The organism is Paenibacillus sp. S29, assembly GCF_049319765.1.
Lineage (GTDB): Bacteria > Bacillota > Bacilli > Paenibacillales > Paenibacillaceae > Paenibacillus > Paenibacillus polymyxa_B.
On the sequence record NZ_JBMOUI010000017.1, the window covers coordinates 50566 to 64168 of the forward strand.

A 13603-nucleotide genomic window follows, 5' to 3' on the forward strand; every position below is an offset into this window, starting at 1 on the left:
AAAACCAATAATACCTGGTTCCCCGGAGCTTACCTATACGCTTATTCAACTATCCATCGGATGATTAGGGTGTTGTCGGTGGAGTACCACCGGAGTTGCCCGAATTGTTATCATCCTCTGGCTTTTTCAGATTAGGGATATCATTCGGTTGATCCGTTGTATTCTTAGGCTCGTCATCCTTACCTTGAATACGTACACGGACGTCTCCAATGTTGTCGATCACAGGCTCACCATTTTCTGGTGTTCCTTCTCCCTCCGTTGCGCCACCATCCAAAGAACCTGTCTCGATCAAACGTTTGATTTGTTCAAGTTCCAGAGTTTCTTCTACCAGCAAGGTTTGAGCAATCAAATGAACCTCTTTGGAATACTTGGTCAGGAGTTCTCTAGCACGCTCATAAGACTCAGTGATGAAGCGATTCATCTCCTGGTCAATCTGATAAGCGATCTGATCACTGTAGTTCTGCTCATGACCGATATCGCGTCCAAGGAATACTTGGCCTTGTGAAGTACCGAACTGCATCGGACCAAGCTTCTCACTCATACCATATTCTACGATCATGCTGCGTGCAATGCTTGTCGCTTGCTGGAAGTCGCTATAGGCTCCCGTTCCGATCTCACCAATGAACAGTTCCTCGGATACGCGTCCACCCAACAATCCAGTGATTTTGTCCAGCAATTCCTGCTTAGTTGTCAACATGCGGTCTTCCTTCGGAAGCATGATGACATATCCGCCTGCACGTCCACGTGGAATAATCGTTACCTTGTGAACCATGTCGGCATTTTCCAAGAAGAAACCAATAATCGTATGGCCTGCTTCATGATAAGCAACAATTCGTTTCTCGCGGTCACTGATTACGCGGCTGCGTTTTTCTGTACCTACGATAACACGGTCGATAGCTTCATCTACTTCTCGCATCGAAATATCTCTGCGGTTACGACGAGCCGCCAACAAGGCAGCTTCGTTCAACAGATTTTCCAGATCAGCGCCCGTAAAGCCTGTTGTACGTTTCGCAATTACGTCCAGTTTAACATCCTTCGTTAATGGCTTGTTGCGAGCATGTACATACAATACTGCTTCACGGCCTTTAACATCTGGACGGTCAACCGTAATTTGACGGTCAAAACGTCCTGGACGAAGCAACGCCGGGTCTAAGATATCCGGACGGTTTGTAGCCGCTACGATGATGATACCTTCGTTTGCGCCGAATCCATCCATCTCTACGAGCAATTGGTTGAGCGTCTGCTCACGTTCATCATGTCCGCCACCCAATCCGGCGCCACGTTGACGTCCAACGGCATCAATCTCATCAATGAAAATGATACAAGGTGCGTTCTTCTTCGCATTCTCGAACAAATCACGAACACGGGAAGCACCGACCCCGACGAACATTTCTACAAAATCAGAACCCGAGATGCTGAAAAACGGTACTCCGGCCTCGCCTGCAACAGCTCTCGCCAAGAGTGTTTTACCCGTACCTGGAGGGCCCACTAACAGAACACCTTTTGGAATACGAGCGCCCACAGCTGCAAACTTGCGTGGGTCCTTCAAGAATTCTACGACTTCGACAAGCTCTTGCTTCTCTTCGTCAGCCCCTGCCACGTCCTCGAACGTAACCTTCTTCTTCTCTTCGTTATACAGACGGGCTTTGCTCTTGCCGAAGTTCATAACTTTGCCGCCACCGCCCTGTGCCTGATTAAACAGGAAGAAGAACAACAGGAACATGATCACCAAAGGAATGATAGAAGTCAAAAACGTCAGCCAAATGCTTTCGCCTTCCATTTTCTTCTGCACGTATTCAAACCCGTTCGTTTCGCTGGCATTCACCAGTTCACTTAGTGCTTGATCCGTTGGTGGAACATATACGGAAAAATTGGTCGATTTAGCATTAGCCGGCTGCTTCTTATATGCACCGGTTACAAGATAGGCGTAACCGTCAAATTGGACCGTTACTTTAGAGATGTTATTAGCTTTAACCTCTTGCCGTAATTGGTCATATCTAGGGAGATCGGAGGCTTCGTTACTGTTGCTAACAAACTGAACGATACCCACCACAACTAAAAAAAGAATCAAATAAAAACCAGAATTCCGGATGAACCGATTCATCCCCTACCTCCTCTCGAGACACTTAAGTTATTTTACCATAGCCTGTAAGTCCTTCTCAACAAAGGGCCTTATTTAGTCCTAGGACTGGAGGCTGAGATTAGCTGGTGTAGATTTCCGGCTTTAAAATCCCTATGTATGGGAGGTTCCGGTAGTGCTCGGCATAGTCCAGACCATAGCCGACAACAAACGCATCTGGAAGCGTAAATCCAGTATAATCTGCTTCAAGATTAACTGTCCGGCGTGCAGGCTTGTCGAACAAGGTTACGACACATACCGAATTGGCATTACGGTTTTTAAGCAATTCAATCAAATGCGTCAGCGTCAGGCCGCTGTCGATAATATCTTCGACAATCAGAACGTCGCGTCCTTCCACAGATGCGTCCAAATCCTTAATGATTTTGATGATACCTGAGGATTTTGTGGATGCTCCATAACTTGATACAGCCATGAAATCAAGTTCCAACGGCACTGTAATGGTTTTAACCAAATCAGCCATAAAGATAAACGCACCTTTCAGTACGCAAATCACCAATGGATTTTTACCTTCATATTTCACGCTGAGCTGTGCACCCAATTCCTTAATTTTACTCTGAATTTCTTCTTCGCTGATCAATATTTCCTGAATATCATTTTGCAACGGTGTAAACCTCCTAAGTTTATACTATGAAAGCCGTTCCTGCGCAATTACCGGTGCCCCGGACTCTCTCGTCTTTGCCATGACATATATATAACCGAAGACGTGTGCTTTTGCACTGCGGCATGTACAGAACGTCGTACGCCCGGAATCCAGAGAATAGCTCCAGCGTGGTCGCAGACGATGGGAGTAACGGAACGCATTGAAGGAGGTATTTTTTCATCAATAAAAATATCTTTAACCTTTTTTCTTCCGTTTAATCCCATTACATACATGGTATCTCCAGGTAATCGCGAGCGTACAGTCAAAGGCAGACTCAATTGATCTGCGTCGAACCACGCTTCCTCCTTATTCGCCGGATGGTCCGCATCCGAATAGGAAGCCCTTCGCCACCGAAGTATACCACCTGCCTCAGGCAACTCTAGCTCACCGGAAAGAGGCAATACACTTAGTCCATAGCACCATTCGCCCATAACGACTTGCGTACGGTCAAACAAAACCGCCTGGTCATATTCGCGGACTCCAACCGCACCGCCTCCCAAGTCCAAACTCCATGTAGACGATGCCTCTTGGAGAAGTCTTAGTCGAACGGTCTCAATTTTACGAAAATCAAAATTTTCACTGTCCGAAGGCAGATAATTTAATATTAGTTTAATCAACCTCCGTTGTAAAGCAACGGATAGCTTACGGTATGAAGCGATGGGAAACATGTACCTGCCATTATCCAAGCGCACCATTTTCTCGTATGCCGACAGCGTGGATGCCTCCATAAAGTCATTTTCGTCAGCCATCGTTTCGGCCAGCCGGTTTAGGGACGGTGTCAGTCGCTCATTATATTGCCCCAAAAAAGGAAGCACATCCATGCGAATGGCGTTACGACGGTATTTGGATGATAAATTAGTGCTGTCTATCACATAGGAAAGATCATAAAAGTTACAAAACTCAATCAGGTCAGCCTTGTACATACGTAGCAGCGGGCGAATGAGTTGCACATTTTTTTCCCTGCGCGCCAAACGCATACCTGCCAAACCTGCTGGGCCGCTACCACGTAGCAAGTGCAAGAGAACCGTTTCGGCTTGATCGTCGCCGTGGTGAGCCATTGCAATATGCTGTGCTTCCCACTTTGTAGCCATATCATGTAAAAAGCTGTAGCGCAGCTCGCGGGCTGCTTCCTGTGGCCCCTTCCCGCTCTCCTTCATATAAGCGGGTACATCCACCCGAGTCATTTCAAATGGAAGTTCAAGCTTTTGGGCAATATTGCGTACCTCTTCAGCCTCCGCATCCGATTCCTCTGGTCTGAAGCCATGATGAACATGAGCGCAGACGAGTTGTAAAGGCATATGTATAACGGATATTTCATGTAAAATGTGCAAAAGGGCCACCGAATCCGGCCCACCGGATACAGCAACCACAATGCGGTCTCCGGGGCTCCACAGTGAATGATCTCGCGCCAAGGCGAGCACTTCCTGCACAACACCGGTCGGTTTTGTTGTTCCCATTCACGACCCTCTTTTCTCCCGACCGTAAAAATGATGATCATCTGTTATCTTATGTAAGTCTGCTGCTACCTTAACGCAATCCAGAGCGCTCCGGCAAGCAGCAAAAGCGATACCGTGAAAGCATATCCCAGCCAGCGTGGGTTCCCTTTTTTGACCGACGATTGCCTGACATGTGCGGAAGCCAAACGTGACCAAGATCGGGCCGCTGCACGAGTATCGGAATATTCTCCACGCACTGCACCCAGCAGCCATTCGGCATAGGGGCGCAATACACGGCTACGGCGAATGATGACCGTCAATTCTGCCGTATTCCGCAGCTGTGGCAGCCTACTCGCAGCGGTCTTTAATGATTCGCTCTCCAATATATGAATCGTTAGAAGAGCGAAGGCAAACAGGTCATACTGGGAATCAGCATTTCGGCTGCCAGCATTCCAGAATCCCCTATCATACCACTCTGTGAATTGTTTAACACTCCGACCAGCAAGAGACACCCCGCCGTAGTCAATTAATTCAGCCTCTCCATAGGCATTGACCAAAATATTCTGCGGCTTCAGGTCGCCAAACACCCATCCTGCCTGATGGAGATCCGCCAGACGATTCAGTATACCGGTTCCAGCCACACCATACCATTCCGGCCCTTTGGCTGCCACAAAACGATGAAGCGGATCACCCTTAACATATCGCATAACATAAAAGGGGATTTCTCCGCTGCGTAACACTACATCATCCACCTCGAACAAAAAGGAAGGATTTCCATTTCGCTGAAGGGCGGCCTGAGTCCCCTGAGACTGCAATGTGGTCAGCACATTAATCTCCGATTGCAGATCAAGCGTGTTCTTCCCCATTTTCAGAGCAAATTGCCGATCGGCCTGTGCTTCTTTTACCAAATATACAGTTCCGTTCGCTCCCCGGCCCAGCAAGCGCTGGATGACATAGCTGCTCCGCTTCCACTTGCCCTTGATGACCGTTCCGGGTGCAAGAACGGGATCAGACGACGTAGTCACCGAGCATCCCTTCTCCTTTGCCATAGGATTCTTCCAGATCTTTCTGTTCTCCTAGTGTAACATATCGGTAATAATCAATCACTTGTAAAATGGCAGGACCTGTCGGTGTTGCCCCTTTCATCCGCAAGCGTCCAAATATCGATTTGATCTGGTTAAGCTCAGAGGTCCAACCGATATCCATGACTGCGTCTTCTCCCATTTTACCGCCCGGAAAATGAAATACAGATATACGGCTGTGTCCGCTTCTGGACTGTAAACTGAGCAGCAAATCGCGGATGCTGTCCTCTACAGCAGGCAGCTTGGGCTTCATGCTCGCACTTGCATCAATGAGCAAAGCAATCTCCAGGGTGCTTGTTTCTGTCAGTTCATCCATCACCTCAACCACTTGGGCTCGTTTGGCCGGAGGAAGTTCACCGATATGTTTGGCGCCACCCTCACCCAGAATGTGCGTTAACTCTCTATTAACCGCCTGCTGAATGGTTTGAACCACCGTTTTTCGCGTCATCATCTGCATGGTCTGCGCCAACTGTTTTGTCCCTACGATTTGGCTAAACCCTCCCCCTGCTTTAGCAATTTCTTGAATCTCCGCACTTCCAAGCTCGCCAATAGTTCCATAATCTATGACTCCGGCGACGTTCACTGTAATACCTTCCCGTAAAGCCTGGGCAGCCGCCATGACTGGACTAACACCTACATTTGAGCATCCGTCTGTAATGATCAAAATTTGCTTCATCGTTTTTTGACCTCCGCTTCCTCTTAATCTATCCCGATAGATTCTATCTTTGCCTAATCCGGAACGATTCAAACGAAGGATGCGGATTTTTAAAAATGGGTAAGGAATTTCCCGGGCAATGTCGGCTTAGCTAACCGTCCGTGGACGTTCCAACCACCTCATGCCAGGTACATGGAGAGTTGCCCATTCTGGGCGGAAGTGGTCGATTTTACTAACAACTACAGTCATATCATCATAGATTTGATTTTGCTGGTATCGAATAACCCGTTCTAGCAAACAGTCGGCCAACTGCTGAGGATCTTCGCTTTCAATTTCCTGAATCATGCGTTTCATCCATATTTCCTTATTAACCGCGTAACCCGGTGAGTCGTATATACCGTCTGTAATCATAATGAGAATATCGCCCGGCTGGAGCTGCAGTGATACCAAATCAATTTCAATATCCTGTATAATGCCAATCGGCAAGTTGCTGGCAGATACAGGGATGACCTCCTCCCCTCTTTTAATAAAGCTCGGCGTAGACCCAATCTTCATAAAAGTTGTCTGGGCCGTGTACTGATCAATCAGCGCCATATCGACCGTAGCATACATTTCTTCAGGTGATCGCAGCATCAGGACAGAGTTAACCGACTTGATCGCCAACTTTTCGTCCATACCCGATTGCAGTAATTCCTCCAAAATGTTAAGTGCTGCACTGCTTTCTTGCTGCGCGCGCTCTCCGTTCCCCATACCATCACTTAATGAGACTGCAAAAGTCCCGTTCCCTAGCTCCATCATGCTGTAGCTGTCTCCTGAGAAAAAATCGCCTCCTTTGGCGGCACTAGCTACCCCTGTAGCAATCTCATACGTTTTAGCGGAGCCGAACATGACTGTAGCCAAGCCTTGGCGGCGATCTGCCTCCGTTTCGCGCATCACAGCTATATGCTCGTCCAGTATGTCCGACAGAAGTGGAGCAATGATTTTCCGACATTCATCAAATCCCCTTGTATAGGCATGGACAATCTCGATTTCTACCTGACCTGCATCCAGGTTAATAATCTCGATGGATTGGATGGACAAGCCCAGTCTATCAAGAGCCTCTCGTATTTGCTCCTCCTGCCGATGCATGGTCTGTCCTTCCCGCTGAATTTCTCGCGCTAAATCCTCCATAATTTGTGATACACCCGATAGCTGGTCAGCAACAAGCTGACGACTATCGTATACTTGGCGCTTCCACTGCATATTATGTTGGTAGAGGCTATACTGCTGCTTCATCACTTGCAGGACAGCGCCCGTTTTAGCACATGCCTTGCTCCATTGCGGGGGTATCTGCTCCGGCTCCAAATCCGGGTTATCCTCAATGGCGCTCATCATTTCCGTCATATACTGATGGGTTTGCATAAACTTGCCGTCCCAGCACTGCTCACACTTGAAGCAGGAGGCACATGTCCCTTCTGCCACCGCATTCATAAAGTGTTCGATTTCTCCGTCCGACTTCGTGCTCTCACTCGCAGATATCTGGTGAAAGCTGCGGGATAGCTGACTGAATACACGGGAAAACTTCGTTACCCGCTCTGCGGTGAGATCGCGGACCCTTTTGGCATATTCATGCTGAGATTTGGCGTGGTCCTGCGTACCGGGAACATAGGTAGAAACCGCTTTAAAGAAACTTTTTGGGGTCATTAAGAATAATAGAATCGCCGCACAACTCTCCCAAGTTGACGTCAGCACGTCTCCGGTTCCGTCCAAATAGATCGTCAGAATTGAGGAGCCTAGCAGCATCCCAAGCGCAACAGCACCCTTTTTCCCTTCACGCAGCATCCCTGCCAGCAAACCTGCAAAAGCGAGTAAACTCATCTGCACAATTGCAGACATATTGGCCAAGCTTAAAATTAAACCGGTAATTACACCGACCGATGCGCCCAGCGAGGCACCTCCCACCAGAGCAAACACCAAGACCAAATATCGCGATAGTACATGATCGACAGACAATGAATGAACAGTCCAGCCTACTGCTCCCGTCATCACAGAGGCTAATAAAATAATAAGACATAAAATTTCCTCATTCTTGAGCTGGCTTGTCTTCTTGCGGTACGTAAACAACGGTATGGCCTGCGTGAACACCAGCGTGAGCATAAAACTGAGAACCGCATCCGTTCCCACAATGATAAGCTCATACCATGTAAAAGTTGGAGCCATCACGGCGTTAAATAAATTGACCATAAACACCGACAAGAAAACCATAAGCGGGGCATAGGATAATTCCAGACGGTCGAAGGTTCGTAGTCCGCGATACAGGAGATAAAATACCAGTAGCTCGCCACCAATCATAAATAACGATGGGTAAGGAGCTAACAGGCTGCCTAACACAACGGATACAGCTACAGGCAGCATCAGATCACGCCGAAGAAACGTTATGACCGCAAAATAAGCGAGGGCAAACGGAGAAAGCTCGTCCAAAATAGTGGCGCGTCCCAGTAGAACTCCCATAGCTGACAATAGCAGCATCCATCTTTGCGCCGTTACCCATTGCACCACTTTATGTGAATCCAGCCGTTTCTTGAGTCTGGAATACCACCCTTCCGTACGCTCTTTGGATTTGGACTTTCTAGATTTTAACCCCGGAAAATGTACCACGTTCCATTTCTCCATCATGCGTCAGGCACCCCATTCATCAATTTGATGTTCCTATCTTAAACCGGAACGACTGAGAAAGTTTGTCAGAACCCCACGTCTTATTCCAAGAAGTTTCCGACAAAAAAACGTTCTGCGCGAAAGGACAGAGCATCACTCTGAACATCAAGCTACGCCCGTATGGAAGCCGATGGAAGAAACGTCCCGCTACTCCTTATATGACCTCTCGATGTCGTTCATCCTGATGTCCAATCTAGCGATTTGCACAGAAGATAGACGGAAAACCGTTGGAGTTTGTCGGACGATTATGTCCTCACGACAAAAAAAACATCCGCTTTCCAGCATCGAAGCTCTTTTCTTCTTCATCAAAATTGCGAATCTCATAAATGCCCGTACGACTAACCACTGGATTCAGCGCCAACAATCGCTGCTTATCGCATCCGTTGTCGGTAGAACGCAAAAAAACCGTAGCAGTCTCTCGACTGTACGGTTTTCCGTGTATGATTGATACGGTTGTCAAAGTGAATTAAACACGCTTCGCGCCGCGTCCTCCGCGTTTACCTTCGGTGTTCTTTTTCAGCGACGAAATGCGTTCCTCACTATCTTTCAGGAAGCGTGACATTTTATCCTCAAATGAAGGTTTACCCGGTGCAGGCTTGAAAGAACGGCCTCCACGATCGCGGTTGAAACCACCGCCACCACCACCGCGTCCTTGACTTGGACCTGAACCTCCACCGCCGAAACGGTCGCCTCCGCCTGGTCCTCCTGTACGCTCCGGTCTTGGAGCTCTTGGGGGACGGGCTTCACTTGCCGGCTTGTCAATCGTTTGCTTAATGGAAAGTCCGATTTTGCCATCTTTGTCAACATTAATGACTTTCACCGTCACAACATCATTAATCTTCAGGTGGTCGTTAACATCCTTAACATAGTTATCGGCGATTTCCGAGATGTGAACGAGACCCGTGACACCTCCAGACAAATCCACAAATGCTCCAAAATGCGTGATGCCTGTCACTTTGCCCTCTAACTTGGTGCCCACTTCAATTGCCATAGAATAAAATGATCCTCCCTTAAAATATACAACCGATTTTTTTGCAAAAAAATCCCGCTGTGGTGATTTGATTATACAAAATGGCGGAACCAAGGTCAACTAAGCATTGGCCCGATAATGTTCCTATTTCTGATCTCCGATGATTGGCGTCTCTTCCGGTTTGTAAAGACCGTACTTGCTTCTGGCAATCTCGCCAATGTACTCAGGGTCCTTGAGACGATTCACTTCGGTTTGAAGCTGTTGTTCCGTTTGTGTAGCAGCTTGCTTCTGCTTTTCCTTCTGGGTGAGCTGTTCACTTCGATCGGCCATAATCATGCCTTGAGAAAAAAAGGTAAAAATTGCCCAACTACCAAAGGCGGCAAGCGATAGCAACCAAATCATGATTCGCCTGCGCCCGCCCGCGTTGGACTTGGACGTAGAAGATGAATGGCGATCTACAGACGAATTACGCATGATACTACCTCCTTCCAAACCATCTTTTCGCTGTGTTTTTCAGTCTGATACCTAGCTTTACGAGCAACTCTGGAGTCTTCCAGCGCGCTTTGAGCGGACCGATCAGCCATAGGATCGGCTTCCAAACCGGCATCAGGATGTATATCAGCATCCTTCCCAGGAACACAATAAGTGCCCATGTCCATCCGACCAGCTTGCGTAACAGCCGATACAGCGCTAACACCGGAAGAACAATCAGGATGCGCAGTATGCTGTTCACGATCAACGTCAGTCTGCGAACTATCTCTAATAACATTACCACAAAACGTTGGGTTGTAACACTAAAGGCCCAAAAATAGAGCCAAACCCCCAAAAGTAGTCCTAAAAAGACATAAAACCGCAGCTCACCGCGATTACTCGCGTATAGCACACGGAAAATAAACAAAGCCGAGGCCACCCAGTACAGCACGTCCAACATATGAACGCTCCAGCGGGCAAAATGAAAGCGGATGGACAGCACCCGGTAGCTGTCAAACACCACTCCCATGGCTACGCCCGACAACAGCATCCACGTCAACGTCAGCCATTGCGTGTAAGGGTTCATTTGAAGATCTTGCCGAATAGGCTTTTTCCGTTTTTGGCCGGGGCCCCGGGCTCCAGGTAGACGAGGGAAGTAATCAGACCTTCAATGGACAACAGCCCCTCTTCTAGACTGAGGTTTTTGATATGTAAATGTTGTCCGCGAATGGTGAGATGGCCCAGCTCGGTCTGAAGCAAAAATTCTTCACTGTCAAAGCTCTCCACATTGCTGACGCCTGAAATATCGAGTTGCTTGCGGCTTTGCATGCGCAGATCATGGTGCTTGGACTTCCCTTGTTCAATCATGGCATGTACCCCTCCTTCTGTTCTTAGCTTATGAAGGGGGCCGTATGATTTAGAACCGCTTTTGCTATTAATCAGCATATGATGGACGAAAACTCGTCATCTAAAGAAAAAAAGCACTCCTTCATAAAATAATGAAGGAATGCTTTCATGTACAGTTATGAGAAAATCAGATGTCTGCTTACCAGTTCAAACCATTGTCCCTGGCAATAGGCTCTTCCTTTACCAAAGTGTACATACTTGCAGCCTCGTCCTTGCGTGTAGTGTCGGCGAGCCGTTCCACTCGCACGGTCACCAGCTTCTGGCCAAACTGGACGGTAATTTCATCGCCTACTTTGACCGCACTGCTCGGCTTGGCTTCGCGTCCGTTCACCAACACTCTCCCTTGTTCGGAGACGTCCTTGGCTACCGTACGCCGCTTAATCAGCCGCGAGACTTTCAAGAATTTATCAAGACGCATTAGTTAACGGCTTCTTTAAGCTTATTACCGGCTTTAAAAGCAGGAACGGTCGATTCTGGAATTTCAATCGTGTTACCGGTTTGTGGATTGCGGCCCGTACGGCTGGAACGCTTGCGTGTTTCGAAAGTACCAAAGCCGATCAGTTGCACTTTGTCACCGCTAGCAAGTGCATCTGTAATTTCACCAAGAACGCCATTCAATACAGCTTCAACGTCACGTTTGCTCAAACCGCTTTTGCTGGAAATATTGTTGATCAGATCTGTCTTGTTCATAAGATAAAAGCCTCCCAAATGTCAAAAAATAATCATCACGCTGCATGTCCATTCATGGAGCAGACGTGAGGTCCAACTGTGGCCGAAGCCCTCCTGAATGTCACTGTAACACGCTTAACTATAAGCTACAGTTATTTTCAGAATTACTACAAGTTATTCTGGCTTGTCCGTAAAAATCCTGCAATAACAGGCGTTTTTTTATTCGACCCCAGTTAAGCCAACATCCTACTACAAAACTCTGTCCATTGGCAAGTCTCCTCAAACTGAGCCTTCTTTCAACCCTGCATATGTCTCATTTTACTGGTCTGTGCAGCCAAAAGCGAATGTGTGGAATCACGCTTTGCCAAGGAGCTTTTTCGCTTCCTGCCAGTAAGTCTCCATTTCATCTACGCTGCTTTCTTCGGGACGACGCCCCTGCTCGCGTAATTTCTGCTCAATATACTGGAAACGGTCGACAAATTTGCGATTGGTGGCGGACAATGCCTCTTCTGGATCTACTCCCATGAACCGGGCTGCATTCACGGCAACAAATAACACATCGCCTAACTCCAGCAACTGGGCTTCCACGGCATGCCCTTCACGAACCGCTTCCTTCAACTCAGCCACTTCTTCGTCTAATTTATCAAATACGCCCTCAATGCTATCCCAGTTAAAGCCTACTTTAGCTGCTTTCTTCTGGAGCTTGTACGATTTCATAAGAGCAGGCAGATCACGTGGAACCCCATCCAGTACGGAAGGGTATGCTGCCGTCGTGCCTTTAAGCCGTTTTTCCTCAGCCTTCATCTGCTCCCAGTTTTGCAGCGCCTCTTCCGCATCATTCGCTTGATTGTCACCAAATACATGTGGATGACGGAAAATAAGCTTATCATTCAACCCCTGAATTACATCATACACATTGAAGGTTCCGACTTCCTCTTCCATTTGGGCATGCAGCAAAATTTGCAACAACAGATCACCCAGTTCTTCCTTCATATGCTCAGGGTCGTCCTCATCTATCGTTTCGATGACTTCATACGTTTCTTCGATCAGATTTTTGCGAATCGACTGATGTGTCTGTTCACGATCCCATGGACAGCCCTCCGGGCTGCGTAAAATATCGACAATCTCGTGTAGACGGTCAAAAGAACGCCGTTTCAGCGCCTCATCTTCACTGCGAGGTATGTATACCAAGGATAGGTTCCCGTAGCCCTCTACTCGATCCAGCTCGTACAGCGGCACCTTGTGCACCGCCTCCTCACCTTCCACCCCAAGAGCGTGACCGACATACACCTCATAATCGTCAGGATATCGCTCCATCAGGCACAGCTTCACATCAGATGCCGTGAAGGTGTCATACACCTGTCCGATCAGCGTATGCAGCTGAGGCTGGAGCCAGCTGGCATCCAGTGTACCTGCGTCCAACAGCTGGAAACCCTCAATCGGATCAAAACCAAGACGCACAAAAGCTTCATCCAGGAAACTTTCGCCGCCCAGAATGTTCAGTTCAATCCCTTGCGCAGGACAACGCTCCTTAAGCAACTGCACCGCTGCTTCTGCCACCATCGGGTGACCGGGAACCGCATAGACGATTTCGCTTCCGTCTGCCGCCTTAGCAGCCGTCGTAATTAATTGGCTGGTAATTTCCTCGTATACCTCTGGAAAGGACTCCTTTGTCTCATATACGTTGTCAAACGACTCAAAAGCCACTTCAAACTCATTCAGCACTTGAACCGCAGGATGCTCCTTGGTCCGCAGATAGAGCGCTGAAGCGCCCCGCATTTTGTTCAATATCCCTATCGTAAGCTGATCCGGGTCTCCCGAGCCCAAACCTACGACCGTTAATGTTACGCTCATATTCAATCCTCCGTTTCGCAGAAACAAGGTTCATGCTCGAAAAAATACACGGCCTAACCCGCTTCCGCTTCCTTTGCTTTGGCATT

Annotated in this window: 14 protein-coding genes; all 14 read right to left on the bottom strand. The window is 48.1% G+C overall.

Annotation, left to right across the window (positions count from 1 at the left end):
- Nucleotides 1–64: 64 nt before the first annotated feature.
- Nucleotides 65–2104: an ATP-dependent zinc metalloprotease FtsH gene (gene ftsH, locus ACL9RM_RS23030; RefSeq protein WP_254327492.1), complete on the bottom strand. Its 2040-nt coding sequence runs from the start codon at nt 2102–2104 to the stop codon at nt 65–67.
- Nucleotides 2105–2201: 97 nt separating this feature from the next.
- Nucleotides 2202–2741, bottom strand: a complete 540-nt coding sequence (gene hpt, locus ACL9RM_RS23035; RefSeq protein ID WP_025721686.1) for a hypoxanthine phosphoribosyltransferase — start codon at nt 2739–2741, stop codon at nt 2202–2204.
- Between the two features lie 47 nt (nt 2742–2788).
- Nucleotides 2789–4237, bottom strand: a complete 1449-nt coding sequence (tilS, locus tag ACL9RM_RS23040) for a tRNA lysidine(34) synthetase TilS (RefSeq protein WP_250267110.1) — start codon at nt 4235–4237, stop codon at nt 2789–2791.
- A 65-nt stretch (nt 4238–4302) separates the two neighbouring features.
- Nucleotides 4303–5241, bottom strand: a complete 939-nt coding sequence (locus tag ACL9RM_RS23045) for a protein kinase domain-containing protein (protein ID WP_061831248.1) — start codon at nt 5239–5241, stop codon at nt 4303–4305.
- Nucleotides 5225–5974, bottom strand: coding sequence for a VWA domain-containing protein (locus ACL9RM_RS23050; RefSeq protein ID WP_023986444.1), 750 nt, complete (start codon nt 5972–5974; stop codon nt 5225–5227). Before ACL9RM_RS23050 ends, ACL9RM_RS23045 begins: the two co-directional genes overlap by 17 nt.
- Nucleotides 5975–6100: 126 nt before the next feature.
- On the bottom strand, nt 6101–8608 hold the full coding sequence (spoIIE, locus tag ACL9RM_RS23055) for a stage II sporulation protein E (protein WP_250267108.1): 2508 nt from the start codon (nt 8606–8608) through the stop codon (nt 6101–6103).
- A gap of 292 nt (nt 8609–8900) precedes the next feature.
- A complete protein-coding gene (locus tag ACL9RM_RS23060; RefSeq protein ID WP_250267106.1) occupies nt 8901–9107 on the bottom strand; it encodes a hypothetical protein in 207 nt (68 codons plus the stop codon).
- A 6-nt stretch (nt 9108–9113) separates the two neighbouring features.
- A complete protein-coding gene (locus ACL9RM_RS23065; protein WP_014279051.1) occupies nt 9114–9638 on the bottom strand; it encodes a S1 domain-containing RNA-binding protein in 525 nt (174 codons plus the stop codon).
- A 123-nt stretch (nt 9639–9761) separates the two neighbouring features.
- Nucleotides 9762–10091, bottom strand: coding sequence for an FtsB family cell division protein (locus tag ACL9RM_RS23070; protein ID WP_013308137.1), 330 nt, complete (start codon nt 10089–10091; stop codon nt 9762–9764).
- A gap of 4 nt (nt 10092–10095) precedes the next feature.
- Nucleotides 10096–10674 (bottom strand): spore cortex biosynthesis protein YabQ, encoded by a 579-nt coding sequence (yabQ, locus tag ACL9RM_RS23075; RefSeq protein WP_250267104.1) that lies wholly within the window; start codon nt 10672–10674, stop codon nt 10096–10098.
- Entirely contained in the window at nt 10671–10955 is a 285-nt protein-coding gene (gene yabP, locus ACL9RM_RS23080; protein WP_025721693.1) for a sporulation protein YabP, read from the bottom strand. The genes yabQ and yabP overlap by 4 nt, the downstream gene beginning before the upstream one ends.
- A 178-nt stretch (nt 10956–11133) precedes the next feature.
- Nucleotides 11134–11412 carry an RNA-binding S4 domain-containing protein gene (locus ACL9RM_RS23085; protein ID WP_016818913.1) on the bottom strand — a complete coding sequence of 93 codons (279 nt, stop codon included), beginning with the start codon at nt 11410–11412 and terminating at the stop codon, nt 11134–11136.
- Nucleotides 11412–11684, bottom strand: a complete 273-nt coding sequence (locus ACL9RM_RS23090) for an HU family DNA-binding protein (protein WP_007428028.1) — start codon at nt 11682–11684, stop codon at nt 11412–11414. Before ACL9RM_RS23090 ends, ACL9RM_RS23085 begins: the two co-directional genes overlap by 1 nt.
- Nucleotides 11685–12017: 333 nt before the next feature.
- A complete protein-coding gene (gene mazG / locus ACL9RM_RS23095) occupies nt 12018–13517 on the bottom strand; it encodes a nucleoside triphosphate pyrophosphohydrolase (protein WP_235306846.1) in 1500 nt (499 codons plus the stop codon).
- Nucleotides 13518–13603 lie beyond the last annotated feature (86 nt).